This window comes from Mobiluncus sp., from assembly GCF_034180645.1.
In the GTDB taxonomy this organism is placed as follows: Bacteria; Actinomycetota; Actinomycetes; order Actinomycetales; family Actinomycetaceae; genus Mobiluncus.
This window is the reverse complement of record NZ_JAXFNY010000014.1, coordinates 69269-94414: the sequence shown is the minus strand read 5'-3', so window position 1 is coordinate 94414 and position 25146 is coordinate 69269. Positions and strand designations below refer to the sequence as shown.

At 58.4% G+C, this 25146-nt stretch carries 22 protein-coding genes; 7 read left to right on the top strand and 15 right to left on the bottom strand.

Translation table 11 applies throughout. The features are described 5' to 3' along the window. The first annotated feature begins 80 nt into the window (after positions 1 to 80). Positions 81 to 1076: a bifunctional riboflavin kinase/FAD synthetase gene (locus SPI05_RS06015; protein WP_321077060.1), complete on the top strand. Its 996-nt coding sequence runs from the start codon at positions 81 to 83 to the stop codon at positions 1074 to 1076. Between the two features lie 40 nt (positions 1077 to 1116). Continuing rightward, complete coding sequence (locus SPI05_RS06010) at positions 1117 to 2388, top strand: CapA family protein (protein WP_321077058.1); 1272 nt, start codon at positions 1117 to 1119, stop codon at positions 2386 to 2388. A 58-nt stretch (positions 2389 to 2446) separates the two neighbouring features. Here the strand turns inward: SPI05_RS06010 and SPI05_RS06005 are convergent, their stop codons facing one another. The 8 genes from SPI05_RS06005 to rimP form a co-directional block, all read right to left on the bottom strand. Continuing rightward, complete coding sequence (locus SPI05_RS06005) at positions 2447 to 3877, bottom strand: sodium:alanine symporter family protein (RefSeq protein ID WP_321077057.1); 1431 nt, start codon at positions 3875 to 3877, stop codon at positions 2447 to 2449. Between the two features lie 135 nt (positions 3878 to 4012). After that, positions 4013 to 5947, bottom strand: coding sequence for a cell wall-binding repeat-containing protein (locus SPI05_RS06000; RefSeq protein WP_321077055.1), 1935 nt, complete (start codon positions 5945 to 5947; stop codon positions 4013 to 4015). Between the two features lie 31 nt (positions 5948 to 5978). Then, entirely contained in the window at positions 5979 to 7061 is a 1083-nt protein-coding gene (gene truB, locus SPI05_RS05995) for a tRNA pseudouridine(55) synthase TruB (RefSeq protein ID WP_321077053.1), read from the bottom strand. A 107-nt stretch (positions 7062 to 7168) separates the two neighbouring features. Beyond that, entirely contained in the window at positions 7169 to 7606 is a 438-nt protein-coding gene (gene rbfA / locus SPI05_RS05990; protein WP_295027438.1) for a 30S ribosome-binding factor RbfA, read from the bottom strand. A 96-nt stretch (positions 7607 to 7702) separates the two neighbouring features. Next, positions 7703 to 10483 carry a translation initiation factor IF-2 gene (gene infB / locus SPI05_RS05985; protein ID WP_321077135.1) on the bottom strand — a complete coding sequence of 927 codons (2781 nt, stop codon included), beginning with the start codon at positions 10481 to 10483 and terminating at the stop codon, positions 7703 to 7705. Between the two features lie 358 nt (positions 10484 to 10841). Further along, positions 10842 to 12077 (bottom strand): cell wall-binding repeat-containing protein, encoded by a 1236-nt coding sequence (locus tag SPI05_RS05980; protein ID WP_321077050.1) that lies wholly within the window; start codon positions 12075 to 12077, stop codon positions 10842 to 10844. A gap of 289 nt (positions 12078 to 12366) precedes the next feature. Next, on the bottom strand, positions 12367 to 13353 hold the full coding sequence (gene nusA / locus SPI05_RS05975; protein WP_321077049.1) for a transcription termination factor NusA: 987 nt from the start codon (positions 13351 to 13353) through the stop codon (positions 12367 to 12369). Between the two features lie 23 nt (positions 13354 to 13376). Next, the gene (rimP, locus tag SPI05_RS05970) at positions 13377 to 13904 is read right to left on the bottom strand and encodes a ribosome assembly cofactor RimP (RefSeq protein WP_321077047.1); all 528 of its coding nucleotides are present in this window, start codon (positions 13902 to 13904) and stop codon (positions 13377 to 13379) included. 73 nt (positions 13905 to 13977) lie between these two features. Here rimP and SPI05_RS05965 point away from each other — a divergent pair, with 73 nt between their 5' ends. The 4 genes from SPI05_RS05965 (at position 13978) to SPI05_RS05950 (ending at position 19297) form a co-directional block, all read left to right on the top strand. Continuing rightward, positions 13978 to 15003, top strand: coding sequence for a hypothetical protein (locus SPI05_RS05965; RefSeq protein WP_321077045.1), 1026 nt, complete (start codon positions 13978 to 13980; stop codon positions 15001 to 15003). A gap of 263 nt (positions 15004 to 15266) precedes the next feature. Further along, a complete protein-coding gene (locus SPI05_RS05960) occupies positions 15267 to 15662 on the top strand; it encodes a MarR family winged helix-turn-helix transcriptional regulator (RefSeq protein WP_321077043.1) in 396 nt (131 codons plus the stop codon). Between the two features lie 116 nt (positions 15663 to 15778). Then, a complete protein-coding gene (locus tag SPI05_RS05955) occupies positions 15779 to 16579 on the top strand; it encodes an ABC transporter ATP-binding protein (protein ID WP_321077042.1) in 801 nt (266 codons plus the stop codon). 3 nt (positions 16580 to 16582) lie between these two features. Further along, complete coding sequence (locus SPI05_RS05950; RefSeq protein WP_321077040.1) at positions 16583 to 19297, top strand: ABC transporter permease; 2715 nt, start codon at positions 16583 to 16585, stop codon at positions 19295 to 19297. Positions 19298 to 19308: 11 nt separating this feature from the next. Here the strand turns inward: SPI05_RS05950 and SPI05_RS05945 are convergent, their stop codons facing one another. The 7 genes from SPI05_RS05945 to SPI05_RS05915 form a co-directional block, all read right to left on the bottom strand. Continuing rightward, positions 19309 to 19824 (bottom strand): pilus assembly protein TadG-related protein, encoded by a 516-nt coding sequence (locus SPI05_RS05945; RefSeq protein ID WP_321077026.1) that lies wholly within the window; start codon positions 19822 to 19824, stop codon positions 19309 to 19311. Next, the gene (locus SPI05_RS05940) at positions 19814 to 20278 is read right to left on the bottom strand and encodes a pilus assembly protein TadE (protein WP_321077021.1); all 465 of its coding nucleotides are present in this window, start codon (positions 20276 to 20278) and stop codon (positions 19814 to 19816) included. Before SPI05_RS05940 ends, SPI05_RS05945 begins: the two co-directional genes overlap by 11 nt. Beyond that, on the bottom strand, positions 20275 to 20631 hold the full coding sequence (locus SPI05_RS05935) for a TadE/TadG family type IV pilus assembly protein (protein WP_321077019.1): 357 nt from the start codon (positions 20629 to 20631) through the stop codon (positions 20275 to 20277). Before SPI05_RS05935 ends, SPI05_RS05940 begins: the two co-directional genes overlap by 4 nt. An 82-nt stretch (positions 20632 to 20713) precedes the next feature. Beyond that, the gene (locus tag SPI05_RS05930) at positions 20714 to 20899 is read right to left on the bottom strand and encodes a hypothetical protein (RefSeq protein WP_282921928.1); all 186 of its coding nucleotides are present in this window, start codon (positions 20897 to 20899) and stop codon (positions 20714 to 20716) included. Positions 20900 to 20930: 31 nt separating this feature from the next. Further along, positions 20931 to 21842 (bottom strand): type II secretion system F family protein, encoded by a 912-nt coding sequence (locus tag SPI05_RS05925; protein ID WP_321077017.1) that lies wholly within the window; start codon positions 21840 to 21842, stop codon positions 20931 to 20933. Positions 21843 to 21845: 3 nt separating this feature from the next. Beyond that, on the bottom strand, positions 21846 to 22733 hold the full coding sequence (locus SPI05_RS05920) for a type II secretion system F family protein (protein ID WP_321077015.1): 888 nt from the start codon (positions 22731 to 22733) through the stop codon (positions 21846 to 21848). Further along, a complete protein-coding gene (locus tag SPI05_RS05915) occupies positions 22726 to 23769 on the bottom strand; it encodes a CpaF family protein (protein ID WP_414601970.1) in 1044 nt (347 codons plus the stop codon). Before SPI05_RS05915 ends, SPI05_RS05920 begins: the two co-directional genes overlap by 8 nt. A 283-nt stretch (positions 23770 to 24052) precedes the next feature. Between SPI05_RS05915 and SPI05_RS05910 the strand changes: the two genes are divergently transcribed. Then, complete coding sequence (locus SPI05_RS05910) at positions 24053 to 25123, top strand: macrolide 2'-phosphotransferase (protein WP_321077012.1); 1071 nt, start codon at positions 24053 to 24055, stop codon at positions 25121 to 25123. The last annotated feature ends 23 nt before the right edge of the window (positions 25124 to 25146 follow it).

Here is a 25146-nt window from a genome sequence, read left to right as displayed (position 1 = left end):
AAGGGTTAAAGCCCCGCCCCTTCCCTGGTTGGCGCGCAGCGCCGAGGTCGGAGCGGATAGCGTCATGCTAAGGTTGAGGAGTGCAAATACTTCGTGACAAACCGTCAAGTTTCGGCCCGAGTATCGTGACCATAGGTACTTTTGACGGCGTTCACACCGGACACAGGCGAATCATTGAGAAAGTCGTGGCGCTGGCTCACGAGCGCGAGGCGACCTCTGTTGTGTTGACGTTCGACCCATTGCCTCGCCAGGTTCACCACCCCGACCCCAAGAATAAGTTGATTTGTTCCCTGCCGGACCGACTGACCCGCATCGAACAGCTGGGGGTGGAGACGACCTGGGTCCAACAATATGACCTCGATTTTGCCGCCCAGCCCCCCACCGAGTTCGTCCGCGACTACCTGGCCAACCCCCTGCATCCCCTGGTGGTCGTCATTGGGGAAGATATGCATTTCGGATCCAATAACAGCGGAGACGCTCAGACTCTGCGGGAATTGGGGAGAGAATACGGGTTTGCAGTAGAGACAATCCCCAACATTGTCGACCCGATTTTTGGACGCCGCTGGTCCTCGTCTTGGGTGCGCGAGCTACTGGCTCAAGGCCGGGTTGACCAGGCCGCTTATGTGTTGGGGCGAGCCCATTCGGTGCGCGGCACGGTCATTCACGGCAAGCGGCGCGGGCGCAAACTGGGATTTCCCACCGCTAACTTGGACGCGGAGTTCGTGGAGGCGATTCCCGCCGATGGTGTTTACGCAGGTTGGCTGCGGATGCCTTACCCGCCCCACTCGAAAAGTCCAACTTCCCTAGAGGTAGTGCCCGCCGCTATTTCGGTGGGAACTTCCCCGCATTTTGGCGATGTGGGGCGTACCGTGGAAGCCCACGTTTTAGGGCGTGCGGATTTGGATTTATACGGGGAAGAAGTCGTGGTCGAGTTCGTGCATCGAATTCGTGACAACCTGGCTTTTCATTCATTGGACGCACTATTGGAGCGTATGGATCGCGACCTGTTGGAAACAGCCGTGGTCTTGGGGGTTCCCAAAGCTCAACGCATCAATCCCGGAGCAGTCACAGCCTGAGTGTGGCGGAATCATCAGGTTGATTTGGTATAAAAGTTTCATGGAGCACAGAGACGTCACCCGCAGAGTCTGCCAGATTGTCGCCGCATCCCTGCTGGTGATGGGCGGAACCTGGGGGCTGTCGGGTTGTGAGGGCGCCTCCGGAAAATCCGCTGCCACGGAAATTCCCACCAAACCATCCCTTTTGAACGTCAAACCACAGCCGACCGCAACGCAGCCCTCGGAAATCACCTTTACCGTTGCGGCCACGGGCGATGCTCTGACCCACGATGCCCTCATGCCCGATGTGTCGCGTGACGCCGCGGGAAACACGCACTTTACGAATCTGATGGCTGGCATCAAACCGTTTCTCGAGGGAGCTGACCTGGCGATTTGCCATCAAGAGATTGCTTTTGCCCCCGACGGTGCCCCTTACCAAGGGTTTCCCAATTTTGCTATGCCTACAGGCTGGGCCCAGGATATGAAAGATTTGGGCTACGACGGCTGTTCCACCGCTTCCAACCACACCACCGACCAGGGCATCGAAGGCGTCTATCAGACTCTCAATGTGTTGGAAAAAGCCGGCATGGGAGCCACCGGTTCTCGGCGCAGCGCGGAGGAAAAGCCTTATCAGATGTACAGCCTGACCAAAGACGGACGTACCATCAAGATTGCTCACCTGTCCCTGGCTTGGGGAAAGCTGGGCGGGATGCCTTTCATCAACGAGAAACCGTGGCTGGTCAACGTGGACAATATGAGTGAAATCCTCACCTGGGCGGCCCAGGCTCGCCAGGAGGGCGCCAATGTGGTCATTTTGTCCGGCCATAACGGGCTGGAATATGAGCTGCAGCCCTCCGGCTGGGCGCGCCAATGGGCACAGGAAGCCGCCGCAAGCGGGCTGATTGATCTCTATATCGGTCATCATCCGCACGTTCCCCAGGGCATTGAGAAGCTGCCCGGCGGCGTGGACGGCAAAGGTATGTGGACGTATTGGAGCGTGGGGAATGTCATCTCGGATATGCGTCCCCTGACCACGATGCACACGGATTCGGAACAAATCGCCTGGGCCACGATTAGGGTTCCGGCTCAGGGCAATGCCGAAGTTATCTCTGCCCAGTGGGTGGCAATCGGGCTGGAACCAGATTCGCATATGGTGGTTCCGCTAGCTGCGGCGGCGCAGGGGCAAATTCCCCCCGGCAGTGCCATGAGCGCGAGCAAGGCTGCACAGTACCGGGGGTTTTTGCAATCCCTGGTGGATCCCGAAACTCCTGAACTCACCGAGCCGCCCGCAGCGCCCTCCCCCGCCAGAGTTGAAGCACTGCCTAAGCAGTAGGCGTCCCGATTGCTTCTGCATAGCTTTTCGGCTTTGGCACGAGGCCGGTGCGGAAAGGTTACTGGGATTCTTGCAGTTTCGGGTCGCGCTTCAGGTATGCCCTGGTTTCGCGGGCAATCAGACCGGAAGCCAGGATGAGCCCAATCAAGTTAGGCAAAGCCATCAAGCCGTTCGTGACATCAGCCAGCGTCCACGCGACTTTCAGTTCCGTGATACACCCCACGAAAACAACTATGGCGAACAGCAAGCGGTAGACGGTGACGGCTTTTAGGCCGAATAAACGTTGCACACAGCGTTCCCCGTAGTAAGCCCAGCCCAGCACGGTGGAAAATGCAAAGAACACCAGGGAAATTGCGACCACAAAGTGTCCCTGGCCGCCGGGGAAACCGATGTTGAAAGCCTGCGCAGTGAGAGGCGAACCATCCAGCGTCTGCCCGTCGGCATCGGTCACTGTCCACGCTCCCGTAACGACGATGACCAGGGCCGTCATCGAAACTACGATAATGGTGTCAATGAAGGTTTGGGTCATGGAGACGAGTCCTTGCCGGACCGGTTCGCGAGTACGCGCGGCAGCCGCCGCAATCGCCGCGGACCCCATCCCAGACTCGTTAGAGAAAATCCCGCGCGCTACCCCGTACTGGAGCACCATCATGAACGTGGAGCCCACGAAACCACCAGTCGCGGCAGTCCCGGTAAAGGCATCGTGGAAAATCAGGGCCAAAGCGGCGGGAATTTTGGTAGCGTACAGACCCAGCACAATTAGCGAGGCTCCCACGTAGAGAATAATCATGATGGGAACAAAAGCCGAGGTCACTCGGCCAATCGATTTCACTCCTCCCAGCAGCACGATGCCGGTCAAAGCCGCCATGAACAGGCCGGTCATCCACGGGTTCACCCCGAAAGAGGCCTCTAACTGAGTCGCAACCGAGTTCGCTTGGGTCAGGTTGCCGATACCGAACGAGGCAATAATCGCGAAGATTGCAAAGGCAATGGCCAGTGCCCGCCCCAGCCACTTCACTTTCGTGACGTGCTCCAGGTAATACTGCGGGCCGCCGCTCATCTCGCCTTTGGCGTCTTTGGTACGGAAACGCACCGCCAGGAAAGCCTCGGAATACTTAGAAGCCATACCAACTAAACCGGTTACCCACATCCAGAACACCGCTCCGGGTCCGCCAATGTGGATAGCGGTGGCGACACCGGCAATGTTTCCGACCCCGACGGTAGCGGCCAGGGCGGTGGTCAGCGCTTGGTAGTGAGAAATATCACCCTCGATAGTGTCATCGAGCGGTTGTGTCCCCTCGGTACTTTCCCCGGCGCCTTCATCACGTTTCAGCAGGGCTAGGTGCAGCGCGGGACCGAGTTTACGAAACTGGATTCCCGTCAGGCGAATGGTCAGCCACAGCCCGGTTCCTAGCAGCAGGGGGATTAGGAAAAACGGCCCCCAGACGAAAGCATCAACCGCGTTGAGAACCTCAAAAAACTTGTCCATAGTGTATTGCCTCAGTATTTTCGGATACAAACTTGTGGCAAGTGTAGCGAGTGAGCCCGGTTATCCATAATTCGGCACTATTGTCCACTATTTGAGACGGGTGATAAGGTCTGTGAGCGCGGCGTTTCCGGTCGATTAACGCGCCGTCAGTAGGGCGCCAATTTGGTTCGCCACACCTCGTGACACCGCCCCGGTCCCACCGGCGATGGTGTAGGCAGCTTGCGGATGGGCTTGCACGAAACTCTGCAGGTTCGCGTCCAGAGAGGCCGGGCGACTAAGCACAATGGCCTGGTTATTGGCGTGTGCGTAGCCTGAGCCAGCCAAACCGTCAGCAAACACAGTGCCGGAAACCACCAGGTATCCCGGGGCATTGGGGAAGAAGTTTTGGGCCAACTGGGTAGAAGTCTGGAAACGATCTATACCCACGATGGTCTTTACCTCGCTCACGGCACTGCTCCCGGCCATGTCCGCATTGGCGGCGTTGGTGGTAACGGCTGTAGCCGCCCTGCCGCCTATCCCCCACACGCGCAACTTGCCCCCTTGCTTTGCCACCGTGTTCGCCAGGGTGGAAATCGCTTGGAGAGTGGTGGGTGGGATGCTGTTCGAGCGGGTAAAGAGGATGACACCGTGGGCATTGGCCACGGCGGGACCGGCAGCAATAGCATCGGGAATGTTAGGGTCACTGGTGGCATCGACCAGGAACACGTCAAGGAGTTTCGTATTGGCGCTGACCGAAGCGTTTTCCTGGGCCGCGAGGGCCGCGACCCGACCCGCCGTGTCGAAACGATCTTGACCCACCAGGTCGGTGATGGAGATTCCGGCTTGCTGCAGTTCAGCGCGTTGGGCAGGCGAGAGTTTCACTCCCCCGCCGACCACGTAGAGGGTCTTGCGCGGGGAAGCCTTAATGGCAGAAATCACAGCCGGTTCCACCGGATTGGACACCGTGAGCAAAACCGTGGCTCCTCGCGCCCCCACCAAAGCCGCGGAGCTCAAAGCGTCAGGGGCGAGCCGCCCGGTGGTCAGCACAATCGCGTCCCCATTGGTCCCACTCGCTGAGTGCAACGCTAGAGCTGTCGAGACCCGATCGGCTCCGGCAATCCGACTCAGTCGAGATTCATAGGGATATTCCGTCGTATTCCCCGAAGATGCCCCCAAGCTCACTCCTGCGATTTCTTTCAGCCACGAAGCCAAAGGAATCACGGAACCAAAGTAAGCTCCCTGATTATTGCCCCCAATCAAAGTCCCTATAACCTGATTGGATACCAGCAGAGGCCCACCGGAATCACCGTGCTCGGTCATCACTCCCGGCCACGAGGTCTTGTAACTGAGCTGACCGGGAGCGACCGTCCCGCCGCAGTTAGCCGTAAATTCACCCTGAGTTGGCCCTTGCACCACCGTGTAGCAGGTCGCCGCGATTCTTTGCGGAGTGGACAACAGCGTATTCGATGCCCCGCCCCAGCCGTATTCCAAAGCCACGGTTCCCGCCGGGGCTTGACCGGCTGCCAACACTGCCGGGGTAATCCCGGACATCGGAGTTTGCAGGTGCAGCAGAGAAGCGTCATATTGTGGATGAGGCTTATAGTCATCAACCTGAGCAGATAGCTCCCTGGTCAAGCCGAACTTGACTGAAACGTAGCGAGGCTTATTCGCCATGCAGTGACCGGCAGTCAGCACCCAGGAAGGATGTATTAATATCCCGGTACAGATTGAGCCGGTCCCGTTCCAGTTAGTAATGGCGATATAGCCAATCCAGCTCACGTCCTGGGCACCTACGGGAGCGCCCCCGCCAATCATCAACTCACCTATCTCCCGGTCGGTGTGGGGGGTGAAATCCTCGGGCAATGTTTCAGTAAGGGCGGAAAGTCTCTGCGGAAGGGCCGGGACCACATTCCGCGTGGCCTCAGCGTGCGGAACACTGGCTGCGGCTGTAGTTGAGACAGTTGGGGTCTGGCCGGGGAACTCGGGAGTGTTCAGGCTAATGCCGCCGGGGCCAGAAAGCAGACCCAACACCCCCAGCATGCCCAGCACTACGAGGGGCCACCAAGATTTCAGATACGTTTTTCGAGTCATGATTCTCCTGTGTTCCTAAACCCGACCTACATTAAGTGTATGTCCCAGACGTTCCAGATTTTGCAGGTCTTAACACCCAAATCGGTTTCAGCCGCTCGTTTTCCAGCTGGGCCAGCGCTATGACACGTTTTTTACCCGCGTCTGAGTCGGTCGTCGCTTCGGTGACGGCCAGCAGCGAACCGGCGGACGCAGTTGGGTTCGAATTTGTCGTCTGCAGAAGGGCGGTGGCCTCGCGGGTCGAACCGGCCAGTTGTGGGGTTTGCCCGAAAGACAGCGCCCGCACCTGGGTTTCGTCACCGGGCAATTCGGGAAAGATTCCCAAAATCGCCGCGTCGAGCCCTAACGGACGCAGCATCCCGCGACTCTCGACTTCGGTCCCCAGCTCGGACAGGCTTCGCGCCTGGTCCAGCCCGTATGACCCGACAGAAATGCGTCGCAACGCCGTCAGATGCGCTCCCACCCCCAGGTCTGCTCCGAGGTCTCGAGCCAGGGCGCGCACGTAGGTTCCCGCCGAACACTCCACCAAAAGTTCCGCATCGGTAACACTCACCGGGGGGTTCGAGTCATCTCCCACCACCGTTTCAACGACGGGAGCGCCTCTCAGTTCGAGCCGGTGAATGGTCACCGGACGAGGCTGGATTTCCACGTTGTTCCCGGCACGCGCCAGGTCGTAGGCACGTTTGCCGCCAATCTTAATGGCGGAAAACTTGGCGGGGATTTGATTGACCGGACCGCGCCACGGCACCAGAGCCGCCGCGATGTCCTCCGGGGTCAACACAGCCCCCAAACAGGCCGTGACCTGACCCAGGGCATCGTCAGTATCCGTAGAGATACCAAACCGCACCCGGGCGGTATAGACCTTGTCATGAGCCGTCAAGTATTGCAAGAGGCGCGTGGCTTTGCCGATAGCGCAAATGAGGATTCCCGTGGCCAGCGGATCCAGCGTGCCGGCATAACCGACTTTCTTTTGCCCCGCTAACCGGCGAATCCGTGACGCCACCGCGTTAGAACTCAACCCCCGCGGCTTATCCACAATGACCAGTCCGGGCGGACAGGTTTCGCCCCGAGGCAAATCCTCGGGACAGTCGGGCAAGAAGTCCGGGGCGTCAAACATTGCAACCCGCCCGGGGAACCTTATGAACCAACCACCCCACGCCATCGATAACCCCCGGAACGCCCTCGATGAGGGTCCACTCGCAATCAGGCGCCAGACCGACAGCGTTAAGATTCCTGGTCATCTTCGGACTCACGGGGAGTTTTGTAGGGATTGGCTTCCCCGGCATACTGGGTGCCTTTGCGGGCGGCCAACTCGGCATCAGCCGCGCGAGCCTCCGCCAGCGCCGATTCCAAAGCCGCAGCCTGCTGGGGCACCGGATCGGCCACAAATTCCAAGGTCGGAGTCAGGCGCGTGCCCAAATTTTTGCCCACGTGGGAGCGAATCAGTCCTTTGGCAGACTCCAAAGCCGCGCCGGAAGCGGTTCGCTCCGTGTCGCTACCATAGGCCGTGTAATAGACTTTGGCGTGCTGCAAATCACCCGTGACCTCGACCGAAGTAATGGTGACGAAACCTAATCTGGGGTCTTTGATCTTGCCAGCCAACATGCTAGCCACCGTGGTCAAAATGTTCGCGGCGACTTTTTCCCGCCGGGTGTCATCCATGGTTTCTCCCATCTTCGTGTGTTGTCCCGGCGCCCCGGCCACGCCTGGCGGTAAACCGCCGCAGGCCGGCCAGGGACCCCGGGTTGGTTAGGGATATTAATCGCGCGGAATCTCGCGCATTTCCCAAGTTTCGATGCGGTCGCCCACCTGGATGTCCTTGAACTCCAGACCGATACCGCATTCGAAACCTTCGCGAACCTCGGTGACATCGTCCTTTTCTCGGCGCAAGGAATGCACCTCTAGCTCTCCGTTGACGACCACACCATCGCGAACCAAGCGGGCCTTGGAGCCGCGCTTGATGGTGCCCGACTTAATCAAGCAGCCCGCGATGTTGCCGAACTTGGAGGACTTAAAGACCTGGCGAATCTCGGCGGAACCGAGTTCGTGTTCCTCATAAATCGGCTTTAGCATACCCTTCAAGGAGTTCTCAACGTCCTCAATGACCTGGTAGATGACGGAATAGAACTTCATCTCCACGCCTTCGCTGTCGGCCAGTTCCGCCACGCGCTCGGCAGGACGGACGTTGAAGCCGATAATGATGGCGTTGTCCACGGTCGCCAGGTTGACGTCGTTTTGGGTAATCGCGCCGACACCGCGGTGAATGATGCGCAGACCGACTTCCTCGCCCACGTCAATCTTGAGCAGGGAGTCCTCCAGAGCCTCTACCGAGCCGGACACGTCACCCTTGATAATCAGGTTCATCATGTCGACCTTGCCGGCTTTCAGGGCTTCATCGAAGGATTCCAGGGTGACGCGCTTGCGGCGCTTGGCCAGCAACGCCGCGCGTTCCGCAGCCGCACGTTTGTCCGCAATCTGGCGGGCCGTCCGGTCGTCTTCGGCGACCAGGAAGTTATCGCCGGCTCGCGGCACCGAGGTCAGGCCCAGCACCTGCACCGGAGTGGAGGGGGTGGCCTCCTCCACGTTTTGGCCGCGCTCGTTGAACATGGCGCGCACCCTGCCGTAGGCAGTTCCCGCCACGATAGCGTCGCCGACACGCAGAGTACCGCGCTGCACCAGCACGGTAGCGACCGTGCCGCGTCCCTTGTCGAGGTTCGCTTCAATGGCGACGCCGCGGGCAGGAGCATGTGGATTGGCCTGCAGATCCAGCACCGCGTCAGCTGTCAGCAACACTGCATCCAACAAATCCTCAATGCCCATCCGCTGTTTAGCCGAAATCGGCACAAACATGGTGTCGCCGCCGTATTCTTCGGGCAACACGCCGTATTCGGACATCTGGGCTTTGACCTTGTCCGGATTCGCGGTAGGTTTATCAATCTTGTTGACTGCCACCACAATCGGCACGTTTGCGGCCTTGGCATGGTTGATAGCCTCCACGGTCTGGGGCATCACCCCATCATCAGCGGCGACCACGATAATCGCAATGTCGGTGACCTGGGCACCACGGGCACGCATAGCGGTAAAGGCTTCGTGACCCGGTGTATCGATGAAGGTCAGTTTGCGGCCTTTATCAGCCTTTTTCAGCGTGACCATATAGGCGCCGATGTGCTGGGTAATTCCGCCATACTCGGTATCAATGACGTCAGTATTACGGATAGCGTCCAGCAACTTGGTTTTACCATGATCGACGTGGCCCATCACTGTCACGACTGGAGGTCGGGGTTCCATAGCCTCGATGTCATCGAGTTCTTCGGCCTCTAGGTCAATATCGAAGGATTCCAGCAACTCGCGGTCCTCGTCCTCCGGTGAAACCACCGTAATTTCGTAACCGAGTTCTGCCCCCAGCAACTTGAAAGTGTCCTCGTCCAAAGACTGATTAGCTGTGGCCATCTCGCCCATGTGGAACAGCACGGTCACCAGCGCGGCAGGATTGACGTTAATCTTTTCTGCAAAATCGGCGACAGATGCTCCGGAACGGATACGAATCTCTTGGCCATTGCCTTTCGGGACGGTGACCCCGCCAATCACGGGCGCATTTTGCTCCTCGATTTCCTGACGCTTAGCCCGGCGGCTCTTGCCTTTCCGGGATTTGCCGTGTCCGAAAGCACCCTGGGTAAAGCCGCGCCCGCCGCGACCGCGAGGCGGCGAAGGCGGACCGCCAAATGCGGGAGCGCCGCCAAAGCCGCCGGCTGCCAAAGCCTCAGGACTGGTGCGAGAACCACGGCCGCCACGTCCACCACGTCCTGCGGGACCGGAGTCACCGCGGGGCGAACCCAGGCGGTCTCCCGGCTTGGGACGCGGACCGCCGCCCTGCCCCGGACGGGGAATCCCCTGGCTCATGCCTTGGGCGGAAGCGAACGGATTGTTGCCCAGCCGTCCCCGGCGTGGACCCGGCTTCGCTTTGATTCCACTGGTGCCGCCGGGACGCGGCATTCCCTGAGCGGAAGCGAACGGGTTGTTGCCCGGACGAGCGCCCGGCTTGGGAATTGAGGCTCCCGGCTTGGGAATGTCAGGGCGGGCACTCGGTTTCTCCTGCGGTTTCGCAGGGCTGGGACTCGGTGCTGATTTCTCTGGTTTTGGCTGAGTAGCAGCGGAAGCAGCAGGAGAGGAATCCGCCGGTGCGGGAGTCTCTGCGTCCAAAGCGTCCGGTGCGGGCGCAGTTTCCGGGGTCGGCGACTCCGTAGCGCTGGCTGGCGGCATCGATTCCGCTGCAGCAGGCTCCGCGGCCGACTTCTGACTTTTCGAGGTTGTCTTGGCAGCCGGCTTCTTCGCTTTCGCAGCCGCTTTTTCGGCTTTCTTGGCGGCTTCCGGGCTAAACTTACCCAGCTTTTCCTTTTCAAAGCGTTCCATCATCCGCTTCACAACCGGGCTTTCCACCACGGAGGATGCAGACTTTACGAACTCGCCGGCATCTTTCAGATACGCCAGCATTTCTTTGGATTCAATACCGAGCTCTTTTGCAAGCTCGTGCACGCGCATTCGTGCCACTTTTCTCCTGTCCTTCGCCACCCCACCCGGCGAAGGGTGAGAATGGATTAATCGTTGGTACTCATCGGGTACTCATCGGGTGCCCAACATCTTCCAACCCGCTCCTAGGTCATTGCGAACACAGTGCCGCGGGATAATGAAATCCACCAGTAGCAAAGTATCCTCAGCTAATAAGTTCATGTGCTGGAACGCGGCTGTTAGAGCCGCGAAAAGCACCGCTCCTGATTATACCCGACTTTTCTCTATGCATTTGAATCGGGACCTCCAGCCCGGCAAACTACCGGGCAAAAGATTGGGGTGGAACCGTCCGTGGCGGCTCCACCCCTAAGTTATTGGCAGATTCTCGAAATCAATACCAGCCACGAGCACAGAAATTCGCCCAGGCAGCAGCGGGACTGCCGTAGCGACCCTTGATGTAGCTCAATCCCCAGCGGATTTGAGTGGCCGGGTTCGTCGCCCAGTCTGCACCGGCAGAAGCCATTTTGCGGCCGGGATTAGCCTGCGGAATCCCGTAGGGACCACCGGGGCGTCCGGCATTCGTACGCCATCCAGATTCACGGGCCCACAGCTTGAACAGGGGCTGCATCTGATCCGGTCCCCAACCGAACTGACCCAGCATGTCGTAAGCGATACCCTGCGCAGTGCCGGCTCCCCACGGATTAGCCGCCCGAGCCGCGGCTTCCTGGGCTGCCTTCTCAGCTGCGGCCTTTGCAGCTGTCTCGGCCGCCTGCTGCTCACAGGTTTTCGCCGCGAAATTGTCGGCAATAGCGCTGGTGCCACCAATAGCGGTGAGATGTTTTCCACCCAGGTCTTCCAGCACCGCTTGGGGCGCACAGGAAGTCTGAACCAACACTACCGAAGCATTATTTTTCTTTGCCAAAGGAGCCAAAGTCAGGGCATCGACCGGGTTCTTGCCATTGACCAACAGATAGTTTTGCGAGCCGATAGCTTGCGCGGCGGCCAGCGCGGTGGTGTAACGGTTATCTCCGGCTATCCGGGAAACCTTTTTCCCGGTCAATTCTTCAACCTGAGCTTTAGTTTCCTCGCTCACGACCGCGGTGCCACCAATGATTGTGATGCTTTGGGGATTCAACTCAGCAATAGCCTGAGAGCCGTATTTGCCCAGCTGATTCGGCTCAGCCAACAAGAGGTTCGCTTCCAGATTGGCCGCGTAGGACGTGGCGGCCAGAATGTCTACCTCCGAGTTGCCGTTGGCGATAACCACGGGAGCATCCGCTTCGCCTTCCAAAGCGACTTTCGCGGCCGACTCGTAACGGTTAGTTCCTCCCAAAGAGGGAGCATCCGGGCTCATGACCGCGGATTTGTCATCGTTGGCTGCCTGCAGTGAACCGATGAGGCCATCAGGCGACTTATCGCTGACCAACACTGAACTCAACTCAGTTGCCTCAGACACCGCTTTTGATGTCTCATAACGATTTACACCAGCCAAACGAACGCTGGCACTGACAGTTTGATTTGTAATGGTTGCGGAACCCCCATCTTCCGCATTGGCAATCGGGGTAACCCCCACTACTCCGATTCCAGCAATTGCAAATGAACTTGCCATCAGTTTAGAAATATTCATGATTGACCTATTCGACCGGCTCATTTGACCCAGCCAAATGCCCTCCTCATTTATTGAACGTTTCGCGACCCCACGCCGCGACGATTGATTATAACGTTTTGGTAACAACCATGTCCATTTTGGCGATTTTAAAGGCTGTCAACTGCGGATATACCTTCACAAGGGCGGTCCCCAACGTTGCCGCACCTCCCCCGGAAACGCCGGCGCGGCCCTTGTGCACAGACAATTCAGCCCTCCGGGAAGAACCTCGGAGGGCTGGATGCGGAAAACCCCTCGCGGGGTTGAAAATCTAGGCCGGTGCGCCACCATTTTCGGTGTCGGAATGTATGTCAATCCCCCAACCGGTCAGGCGCGAAGCCAGGCGGGCATTTTGACCTTCCTTGCCGATAGCCAGGGACTGTTGAAAGTCCGGGACCACCACTCGCGCCAGCCGCTTGGCTTCATCGATAACCCGTACCGAAATGACTTTGGCCGGGCTCAAAGCATTGGCCACGTAAACCGTAGGATCTTCAGCCCAATCCACGATGTCGATTTTTTCTCCGTTTAGCTCGTTCATAACCGCCCGGACGCGCGAACCGTTCGGTCCGATGCACGCCCCTTTGGAGTTGATACCTTTTTCGGTCGCCCGCACGGCAATCTTGGTGCGGTGTCCCGGCTCGCGAGCCACGGATTCGATGACGACTTCTTCCTTGTCGATTTCGGGCACTTCGCGTTTAAACAAGCCCTGCACCAAGCCGGGATGGGTTCGAGACAGTTCGATATGCGGGCCTTTCAAGCCACGCGACGCCGTCAAAACGTATACGCTCAGCCGCACTCCGTGCTGATATTTTTCGCCGGGAACCTGTTCGGCCGGCGGAATAATGCCTTCCACATCTCCCAGATTCACGGTAACCAACTTCGGATCACGCCCGGAAGTCACCACTCCGGAAACGACTTGACCGACACGATCCTTGAAATCTCCCAGAACAGCTTTGTCTTCTTCCTCCTGGAAACGTTGAATAATCACGGATTTCACCGTGGCTGCGGCGGTACGTCCAAAATCTTTAGGAGTAATCTCGGACTCACCCAGCTCGTTGCCGTCCTCGTCCAGCTCCTTCACTAAAACTCGCACCTCACCGGTCTTGCGATCAACCTCAACCCGCGAATGATCTTTTTCAGCACCCGGCTGATTACGGTATGCCTTCAAAAGCGCTTGCTCGACCGTGTCGATAAGCGAGTTCATATCCATGCCCTTTTCGGCTTCCACCAGGCGCAATGCAGACATGTCAATTTGCATGATTCCTCCGTATTGATTTGTCGCTATTTATTTTTTCGCCCGTTGTGCTGGGACCCCCGAGGCTTCCCAAACAAAATAACGGTACGTACCGATTCTATGTCCTCAAAGGGATAAACCGTAACGTCTCCATCGTCATTTAAACTCAGCCCGGTATGCGTTACATCGGTCAAGATTCCGGTGCGGACCTTCCCGCCGATACGCACTTCTACATCCTTGCCGAGAGCCCGGCGCGCCAGCCGTAGATTCGTCAGCGCGTGTTCGGCGCCAAGCGTGGAAATCTCAAGGGTATAGGCACCTGGCAGAGGATCGTTTGCATCCAGAGCGGCACCGATGGCGCGACTCGCTTCCTCCAGCTGCGCGCTACCCAAATCGGCCTGCCCATCGGGTAAATCCAAACCAATCGCCACGACCCGCTGATGTTTAGGGCCGGTGAGGGCAATTTTTTCCAAATACAATCCGGCAGAGTCTATGACCGGGCTGATGACCTGGATAATTGCGGCGACACTGGGGTCTGCCGTGGTATGCGGCTGAGCTTCTGTCTTTATCTGCAATAGTCTCCCCTTTTTTCATTCCCTCAGAGTTGCCTGAGCGGGTGGATGGGGCGGGGTATGAAACAATGGGTTTATGTTTTTATCCCCGTCCCGTTTCCTGAAACTAAGTCTATGGCTTGTGGCGGGGTTTGCGCTGACTGGATGTGGACTGCGCCTGGACACTCCCCCCGATGCCCTGCCGGAACTGGATGCCGGCCAAGCCGGGATTTCCGCCGTTTCACGCGCGGAAGCCGCCATCGGCATCGGCAGCGAAAAGATGGCAAACGACGCCTCATTAGCCCCCGGGGTGCGTGAAGTGATTGGGACGGTACGCTACCTGTCCGCGACCCGTCTAGCAGCCTTGGGTGGGGTCTGGCAACCGTGGCCGCAGGGAACCCCGGAGGGAGCCGACCCCGGACCGCAACCTTCCCCGGCTCCGGGCAGCGTGGAGGACCTGATACAACTCCTGGTAGATACGGCCGCAACATCCTGCCAGGCGGGGGCACGCGCTCCCCACGCTAACGACGCGCAGCTCCTTACGGCATTGTGCGCCGCCCAGCAGCTGGATGCCTCTCACGTGGCGGGAGCCGCGGGACACAAACTTCCCGAACCAACAGTGCCGGTAGACTCACTGGCAGGGACGAACCCCGAAGGTTCCATTGAACCGATAGCCGACCGGAAAAACCTGCAAAATCTTAAAGAAGCGCAGACCGCTCTGGATTTTGCCCGTTTCCGTATGGAAGTGGCGGCCGCTCATCTGAGCGGGAATGACCGGCAGTGGGCTTTGCAAAGGGCGGATTCCCTAGCTTGGGACGTGCAGTCGCTGGTGGACGGGGGCGTGGAAGACATGCGTGCCGCCCAGTACGCTTTGGATTTTTCCCAGATTAAGACAACCTCAGACGCGATTCGTCTCATCAATCAGGCTGATGCCGATGCTTTCGCGGCTCACCTAAAGATTATCGAACTCATTTCGCCGACCGGCGCGGCCTCGAAAAAATCACCAGACCAAACCCTGTCAGCGTTGCGTCAACCCTGGATTAGCGCCGCCAAAGGCGATGTGACTTCGCAAAATCGTTTCGGTGTTCCCCCCTCTCAAATTTTTGTGCAGCTATGGCCATAACCTGTGCAAAAGTCAGTTCCAGTCAGGTTTTCCACCCGGAAGGGCACGACGCATTCGCGAAGGGCCATCCTAAAGAAAGATTCAATTATTAGTAAATATGTAATCAAAAGATTGGAAAACTGCACCGTTTGTAGAACAATAACAAAACAACCATTAGGATTACCGAGTTCCGAGAGGCCTTCACGTTGGTTCGCAACGATTCTCCATACACACCGGACGCTACGCCCGAAGAAATCTGGGAAGACTTTTTTAAGTTTTCCCAAATGCTCAATTTAGAGATTGACTATGCTCTCAAGGAACAATGCGGCTTCGACCTGCCTCAATATTCCATCTTGACGGCTTTGGCTAACGCTCCGGAAAAGAAACTGCAACTCGGTGAACTTGCCAGGCAAACGGTATTTTCGCCCTCTCGATTGAACTATCGACTCGGTGAGATGGAGAAAAAGGGCTGGCTGAATCGGCTGTGCCAAGGTGCGGATAAACGCACCCGCAATGCTTGCCTGTCGACCAAAGGGTTGAACGCTTACGAAGCCGCGGCGCAGGTTCAGATGAAAGTGGTACGTGAACTGTTTGCTGGCCGGGTTTCGCAATCAGATTTAAACGCGATGCGCCGCGTGCTGTCCAGTATGCGCAGCCACCTGGAAAAACCGGAACCCTAGAGACCTCAACCGACTCAGGGACGCATCGGGGTTTTTTCAGGGTAAACCCCCATAGCCTATTAGTTTTGGCCTAGCTACGCTGGATTTCAGTTAAGAACTCTAGCGAAAGGTTGATTATGTCCTCCCCGAATAGCCCCGCCGACACCCCGTTCACCCCGGTGACGCCCCCCTCCCCCCTTGTGACCAATGCCGAGATGAACATCCCGACTGTCCCGGTAGCTCAGCTGCGTGAAGTCACGAAAGTTTACGGGGAAAAAGGCACGCGAGTTGAGGCGTTGCGCGGGATCGACGTAGATATTAACGCCCGCGAATTCACGGTCATCATGGGCCCCTCCGGTTCCGGTAAATCCACGCTGCTGCACGTCCTAGCCGGTTTGGACGCGGTCACTTCCGGTTCTATCACGGTCAACCGCATGGACATCACGAAGCTGAAAGACAAGCCCCTGACCCTGTGGCGCCGCGACAACGTAGGGTTCGTGTTCCAGTCGTTTAACCTGGTTCCGACCTTGAGCGCGGGGGCCAATATCGAGCTGCCGCTACGCCTGGCGAATAAGCCGATAGACCGGCACTGGTTCGACCAAATCGTCACCGGGTTGGACCTCACCACCCGACTGAACCACAAGCCTTACGAACTGTCCGGCGGCCAGGTACAGCGCGTCGCAGTCGCGCGAGCCCTACTATCCCGCCCCGCCATGCTGGTCGCTGACGAACCGACCGGGAACCTGGACACGGCGTCTTCTGCTGAAGTCCTGAACCTGCTGCGCGCGGCGGTCGATAACTTCGGGCAAACCGTGGTGATGGTCACCCATGACCAGCACGCCGCCACGACCGGGGACCGGGTCTTGATTGTCCGTGACGGAATGATTGTGCACGATTTGCATCACCCCGAACCCGCAGACATCGCGAAGGTGGCGTGAGAGATGAAAGGAATTCTGCGCGCAGATTTGCGCAAGAACGTGAAAAGCTACGCCGCCACTGCCTTGGCGATTGCCTTGGCCGTAGCGTTTCTGTTGACCTGCCTAGGGTTGACCGAGGGGCTCAAGATGACTTTGTCTCGCAACCTTACGGAGGAAGCTGCCGGTGCTGACCTGATTGTCTCGACTCCCAACGGAGTTCCCTACGACGGTGAGGATCCCGAACCGGACTACCTGCAAAAGGTCGCGGACCAAGCCCATAAGGCCCACCCGGAGTGGAAAATCCTGACTCGGTCCGCCATGAGCCTGGATTTGTCCGCAAATCGCAAAACCGTGTCTGCCTCGGTATTGGGGCTGGGCAATCCCGTGTTCGACCCCAGCTCGGTCGTGGAGGGAAAGCGGCCCAGCTCTGAAACTGAAATCGGTATCGAACAGTCCAATGCCAAGACCCTCGGGGTTAAAGTCGGGGATACGCTCAACGCGGAAATTTACGATTCTGCCACAGATGACACCAGGACGGTGCCGCTCAAGGTCAGCGGTATCTATAAAGCCCGTCCCGGCGCGTTCCCCACCAGCTACGTTACCGATTCCCTGGTGAAGGCTTGGGCTGGGGACGATTATTTGGCTAATATTGTGCTGATTTCGGGGGTCGGCGCCACACACCTGGATGCAGCCAAGGCCGAACTGAAAGAGTTGATCTCCCACATTCCTGACGCGGGTTACTATGAGGTGTTCACCGCGGATCAATACTTGGATCGTGCCGTGGATACCATGGTGGGCGGACAGGACGTCCTGCTCGTGTTGGCCTTGGTGTTCCCGCTTATCGCTGGCGTTACCGCCATTATTGTCGTGTCGGTGACTTACAACGTGCTGTTTGCCCGCCGACGGCGCCAACTGGCTCTGTTGCGGGCGGTCGGTGCTACCTCCGGTCAACTCCGTTCCCTGGTGGCCCGCGAGACATTACTGGTAGGAGCCGTTTCCGCGGTTCTCGGAGTCTTGGCAGGTGTGATTTTTTCGGCCATAGCGTGCCGAATTGCCAACCTCGCCGACACTTGGGGTCAGGCTTTCACCGTTTTGAACTGGCAAAGCCTGCTGGCGGGATTCCTCTGTGGTACCGTGATTTCTTTCCTGGCCGGGTTTGCCCCGTCCCGCCGGGTCGCCCAGGTCACCCCGATTGAGGCTCTGGCGACGGAGGACAAGCTCAGTCGGCGGCGCAAGCACCGGACGGTTCGCGCCATTTTTGGTTCCATTCTGTTCTTTGGCGGCACTGCCACCATGGTCTACGCCACCCTCCAGAACCATCGGTTGATGATGAGCGTCTCAGAGCAGGGAGACATGGATACCTACACCTCCAACTTCTTCCTGACAGCTATGTTTGCCGGAATGATTTCCTTCCTGGGGCTGGTCATGCTGACTTCCATCGTTTTGCCCTACGTAACTTCCGCTTTGGGTGTGTTCAGTTCCCCCGCGGCGGTGACGTGGCGTTTGGCGGCGGAGAATACGGGGCGTAACCCGCGGCGTACCGGAGCTACCGGCGCGGCCTTGACCTTAGGTATTACCTTGATGGTACTGCTGCTGGTCGGGGCGGCCTCGGTAGACGCTACCGGCAAAAAACTCATCGACGAACATACTCCGGTAGACCTGCAGCTCGTTTCGGAGGGCGAACCGTTGAGTCAAACCACCATCGCCAACGTGAAAGCCACTTCCGGTTTGGAACACACCATCGCCGTAAATGGGCTGTTGGGAAGCGCTTTCCCCTGGGGAGAATACGAAAAAGCCCAGCAATTATTGTCTCAGCCAGAAAAGCTGACTCAGGATGAAAACGGAGGCTGCGTCATTGCCGCGACGAGCGAACCTTGTGAACCGGATGCAAATTACCGGGAGCTTCTATTGGAATCTAAAGATTTCTCGGCCATTTCGCACAGTCAAATTCCGGTAATTGCTCCAGGTCATGTAGGCATTCCGCAGTTGAGCGATGAGGAAGTAGGCAAGCCTTATGCCGTCCGTAGCGGGGATAAGGTGCTGAAACTCACGGCTGAGAAAACTCCCCTGGATTTCATCTCCCTGAACCCTCAGGATTTGGCTGGCCTAGCCAGTTCCACCCAGGTGGTCCGCCCCGCACAAACCCACGCTGACCAGGAACTTGAGCGTAATGCCACGGTGCTGGCGCCTCGCGTTCTGCTGATGCGGATTTCCCCGGATTGCAGCTTTTCTGACATTGAGCAGCTCGCTTCGGATATTCCAGCTGCCTCTGAGCAGGATGCCTACATCACTGGTTCCGCACCCGACCGAGCCATGTTTACCCAGATAACACAAGGATTGATGTGGGGCGCTTTCGCGATGCTGGGAGTATCCGTGTTGGTTGCGCTGGTTGGGGTGGCGAACACTTTGGCTCTCTCGGTGATGGAACGCCGGCGAGAAAATGGGATGTTGCGAGCCTTGGGCATGACGAAGGGACGCCTGCAAGGAATGCTCGCCATCGAAGCCTTGCTGACGGCTCTCGGGGCACTGGTCGTAGGCGTATTGGCCGGTTTGGGTTACGCCATAGCGGGCATCAATGCCCTGCCGGTGACGGAACTGGCCTCCGCACAAGTTATTGTGGTACCCCCGTTAGCTATCGCGGCTGCGGCGCTGACCATCGTGGTGGCGCTGTTGGCTTCGATTGGTCCGGCGCGGGCAGCAGCGCGGGTCACGCCGGTCGAGGCGCTGGCTCACGACTGAAGGTGGGGCGGCTAGCCGAAGCTGGCCTTCAGCGAGGCCGCCCCGGTAGCTGTGAGTTCGACCTGGGTCAGGGAACTGATGAGCGGAACCACCAGCGGAATTTTGCCGGTGGCCTGCAAAGTTACCTGTACCCGGGTCGATTCCACGTTGACATCTACCAGGTCAATTCCCTGCAAGCCAGAGTTCGTGCCTATTGCCGCCCCTGAGAGGTATTCGGCAGCGCGTTCCGAGGCGTGATCCGGTTCGATTTCCAGAGGGACGCCGTCAACAATTCCATTTTGATAGTAGGCAGCATCCGCGATGTTGGAAGCTGCCATCGATGCGGTCTGGTCTGCCAGACGCTGTAAGCGCCGCTGTTCCAGATACACCCCGGACAGCGCCATGCTCATCAGGATAATCACACAGAGCAGCACGCAAGCGGCCAACCCCAACAGCATGATGCGGCCGTCCTCACCACCAAGACGGTCGAACCGGGGGGCAAATCGATGGGACTTTGTCCCTCCCTTGTGCCATTTCCTAAGCCCCATGCTCGCCCCACTGAATCGGATGATCCGCGCTCAGCGGCAAGGAAGCGGGAAAGGAACCCTGCAGCGTCGTTCCCACCAGCGGCAGGGGGACTTCCACACTAACGTGGACGATACCGCGCGAACCCGCGGCAGGGCACGGTCCAGTCACGCAGTCCAGAGTGTACTGTGCCTGCCCCGCCGGTAAACCTTGGTCAGCGGCCGCCATTTGCACCGCCAAACTGGCTGAGTCAACCCCCGTTTCGGGATGCAACGTGAGGATACGCGCTGCTCCGGCTGCTCCGGCCTCGGCCGCGTACAGACCAGATTGAATCTGAAAGAAAGCCAAAATCAGGTACACCAGCGGTATCAGGAGCATCATGGTGATACCCACAAACTCCAAGGTGGCCTCGCCAGATTCCTCACGAGCCAAGCGAGAAACGAACTTCGGCCGGTTTCGGTTGGATGAGCGCTTCACGGCCCCTCCTCTATTACCGCGTGACCCACCGCGGTCAAGTCCCCCGCTTCGAACAGGCCAATAACCGGCATAGGAGCCTTTACCCGTACCTCCATTACTTCCAGGTCCGAGGTGGAGTAGGGGCCGCTGAGCGTCGTCAGAGTCACGCGCTCGGCGCTGACCGTATGCACGTAGTCGGGACCTAAAGTCGAGGCCAGAACACTGCGCACAGTGTCATCGGCGGCGCTCGCAGGGGCACCCGCCAGCGCTGCCGCGTGCGCCCCTGCCCCGGCCGCATCAATCAAAGTCGTGTGCACCCACAGGGCCAACGCCAGCTGCATCAACCCCAGCACCAGAATCAGTACCAGCGGCATGACGAGAGCGAAACTGGCCGGCTCCGAACCGGACTCCCCCCGCCAACGCGTCCACAAGTGCTGACTGCGGGATACTCGGCACTCAGAGAGCCGAGACATGGGCTATGGCATCGTTAAACAGATTCGTTAAAGCGGGCAAGGCTACCGCCGACAGGGCCACCACCAGCCCCGCGGTCATCAGGGTCACCATCACCCAGCCGGGAACGTCGCCGTCTTCGGCCTGCAGACGGGTGTATACAAAGTTTCGCAAAGCGCGGAGTTTTTGCATGTTTTTTCCTTTCGATTGTTATTTTGACTATTTACAGCTGTAGAGCTACCAACCCGGGATAGAGGGCGAAAACCACGGTGAGCGGCAAAATTAAGAACACGACCGGCACCATCATGAGGACTTCTTTCTTCCCACCCTCCGTGAGCAACTGGGTTCGCGCCACCGCTCGTGAATCCGCCACTTGGGAACGCAGCACGCCCGCCAAGGGAGAACCGCGTTCCAACGCGGAAACAATGGCATCAATGAGGTGCGCGAGGATTTCGGAATCGTTGCGGGCTCGAGCTGCAGTCAAACTGGGAGCCAAAGAATCTCCGTTATCGGCCGCGGCCAAGATTTTTTCCAACTCCTGACCGGCGACATCGGTGCATCGGGCGGATACCCGGTGCAAAGCTCCATAGAGAGGTTCTCCGGCTCCCACCGCCAGCGCCAACAGCTCGATGACGTCGGGCAGTTCTTGATTCAAATGCAGTTGGCGACGCCGCGCCGCGCCCGTAAGCCTGTAATCGGGAATCAGCAATCCCGCCAACACAAAACAGGTCAACACCACGAAAGCCCCAAAAATCGGCAAGGTTTTCCCCAAAACTCCCAGGAGGCTGACAATCACCGCCACGCCTCCCAGTGACAGGGTCCATCGCAGTTGGGAGCGACGAAATCCGCGCACGTCCCCGGGCAAACCCGCCAGTTGCAGCCTGCGCTCGACAGAATCTTTGGAGGGGCTGATAAACGTGAGAAACCTGGTCATGCTGTTATGGAGAAAAGGGCCATCCGGCAATCCATCACCGCGAGAAGCCGCCATAACAGTCAGGTCGGCCTGAACATAAGGAGTGATTCGCCAAGTCGGAAAGGATCCTTGACCAATCCAGGGCCCCAGACATACCCCGATAAGCCCACTCCCAGCAATGATAGCGAGGCTGCCGATAATCCAGGTCAAAGAGTTCTCCACGGTCTACTCCCGCATCGTGCGCGGACTGACTTCGAGGCGTCCCAGCCGCAGCATCAAAATGTACGCCAGCGCCGAAACTAACGCCCCCACCAGCAAAATCATGGAGCCGACCGATGTGGAATACACCTCTAACGTACCCGGACGACTCAACAGCAGTGCCAAGATAATCCACGGAGAAGCGGCAGCCAGCCGCGCCCCGGTCACGGTCCAAGATTGGCGTGCCAGCACTTCCCCACGAGTTCGTTCCTCTGCACGGAGCATAGCACCCAAATCCTCCAACAGAACCACCAAGTCGTTGCCCCCCACTTGTGCAGCTAAACGCAGTGCTTCGACGATACGATCCCCCACCGGATCGGCCAGTTCATGCTTCAAGATTTTTAGGGAGGCATCGAGGTTGCCGCCCGCCCGATAATCGGCCGCGAAATGGGCAAAAGGCACCCGCAGCGACTTTGGGGCTCTCGCGGCGACTTCCAGGAGCGTTTCACCCAAACTCAGCCCGGCCCGCACCCCGGAAACCAGATTATCCGCCAGGTTCGGCCAGGCTTTGCCGCGCTGACCCTGCACGGAATGCAGTTTGCTCTGCAGTCCCAAAAATGGCAGATACGCGGCTAGCAGCCCAGCCAACCACCCAACCATCACCAGTCCGGTGACCAAGGTGAGGCAAATCCCTGCTGACACCCCCGCCAGGAGGGACAGCGCCAGGAACTGTTCCAACCCAATGCGTGTTCCGCTCACCGCGGTGATGTCGTTGAAGCGGGTACGGCACTGTGCCCAATAGCGTTTCAGGGAGCTCTCTCGGTGCGCCGAATGCCGTCTCGGTGCCAACGTCACCAGGAAAATCCCGGAAACCGCGCTGAAGGCTGCCACCAGAGTCAGTAAGGGGCTAGTCATGGGGAGCCTCCCGCCAGATAGCCGCCAACTGGCTGGCTCGAGAACCGAAGGCGGAAATAAAATCGAAATCCGCGGGGTTCTTGGCTGGCTGAGCGCCATCGGGTGGCGCACTGTAAAGCGGGTGCACCGCGACTTGGCCATCGCGAAGGGTCCCGTCTAAAGCCAACACTTCCGTCACCGCCCGGCTGCCCTGCCAGGTTCCGCGCAACTGAACTACCAGGTCGATGGCTCCCGCCACGGTCGGCACCACGAATGCTGCGGTCACATTCTCTCCCGCCAGCAGCGGTAAAGTCGACAGTTTCGTAATCGCCTGGCGGGCGGTGTTGGCGTGAATCGTGGACATGCCGGGGATTCCGCAGTTCAGAGCGATGAGCATGTCCAGGCTTTCAGCACCGCGGACCTCCCCGATAATGAGCCGGTCGGGACGCATCCGCAGGGTTTCTCGAACCAAATCTCGCAGAGTAATCTCGCCTTGGCCTTCAATCGAAGCGTTCCGGGTTTGCATCGCCACCGCGTCCGGGGCTTTCAGATTCAGTTCCAGCACTTCCTCGCAAGTGATGACGCGCTGGTCAGGAGGGATTTCCCCGCACAGGGCGCGGACCGTGGTGGTTTTCCCCGATTGGGTCGGCCCGGACACCACGATATTCAGGCCGATGCGCACCGCTTCGGCCAGAAAACGAGCCATCCACGCGGGCATCATGTTGAGCCGGACCAGGTCCCGCACCCGCACCGCTTTCGCACTGTGCTTACGGATATTGATAGACCAGGTGGCTGTCACGGGCGGAATGACAACGTGCAAACGTTCTCCGGTTTCCAAGGTGGCGTCCACGCAGGGGTTGACAAAGTCCAGATGCCGCCCCGAAGCTCTCAGCATCCTCTCCACCAGGGCTTCCACCTCGTCTTCAGCCAGCAACAGGTTGGTCAGGTGGGCTTGTCCATCGCGGGAACAAAACACCTGGGAAGGACTGTTCAGCCAGATTTCTTCCACCGCCGGATCGTCCATCAGCGGCTGCAGCTTCCCGTAACTTAAGCCCAAGTCGACAACTCCCTCGCGTCTGAGAGCCAATACAATTACGGTCAGTTTAAACGCTTTTTTTACTGCTATAGTGCAAGGGCCCCCGTTCAAAACGGTAAATTCTCATCTTACATTCATGTAATCTTCAGGTTTTTCTGAGGTTTGCCATAGTTTTGCCAAAAATCGACGTAGGTTTCCCGGCTGGGTCACGCACCCCGCCCCAGGCGGGGCTTTAAATGGCCAGATTTCCGGCTTTCCGGAGCGGTCTGACGGTTTGTCCCCCAGGGTGACATAAAATTGAGAGATGAGCGATACCGATTTTCTGACCTTGGCGGCTTTGGCCACCGTGGCAGTTCCAGACCTTGAGGTTGAGTCCCTGTGCCCACCGCTGGGCGAAGACACTGATTTTCGCTGGGTCGGTGTCCTCGATAATCACTCAGCCCGGTGGAGTATCGTCGGCGCTAAGCATGTGGATGCGGAGGTGGCTCTGGACAAGCAGCAAAAGATTTTAACCATGCTGGCCAATTACCGCGATGCGCACCGACTTCCTTTTGATGTTCCCCGTATCGAAGGTAGCGCCACCTCGAAAGACGGGACCTCTATTTTTGTTTATCGCCAGTTGCCGGGCAATCCCTTGGAGTTCAACGAGCTGGCAGAGGATCCGGACCTGCTGCGCGCCTTGGGCAAAGCCATCGCGGCGCTACACGAGATTCCCGCCAACCTGGTTGCTCATGTGGGCTTCCCCACCCCCAGCGTAGATGATATCCGTGCGGACCTGCGCAAAAACCTTTCCCGAGCGGTCGCGACCGGTTTGGTTCCCCCGGTTCTGCAGGCTCGTTGGGAACAAGCCCTTGACGAAGATGCCTGGTGGCATTTCCATCCCACGTTTGTCCACGGCTCCCTGGAGCCCCAGCATGTCCTGGTCGCGGATTCCCGAATTTTGGGGATTTCCGGATTTGCCGAGGTCAGCGTGGGCGACCCCTCGCAGGATTTGTCCTGGGTAGCTTCTGAGCTGACGGATGAGGCCGTGGACCTAGTCTTTGACGCCTACCATTTGGGACGCGCGGAGGGGTCAGACCCGTTCTTGCGTCAACGTACCGACCTGTATATTGAACTGGCTCTGGTCAATTGGCTCAATTGGGGGGTCGACCAGGGAGATGCCTCGATAATTGCCGATGCCCAAGACCTGTTGAACGAGCAGCTGGAGCGGTTGGAGGGAGATTTGTCACTAACGGGCCGCCCTCTCTACGAGGACCAGACCACCAGCATTCCTGACCGTAGCTCGGAAGGGAGCGAAACCCCCTCCGAGAGTACCGCGGAGATTGCCGCGGAGTCAGATACCCAGGTTTCCTCGCTGCCCCCGGATGAAGCCTAGGGCCGGGTAAATTCGGTTTTCCT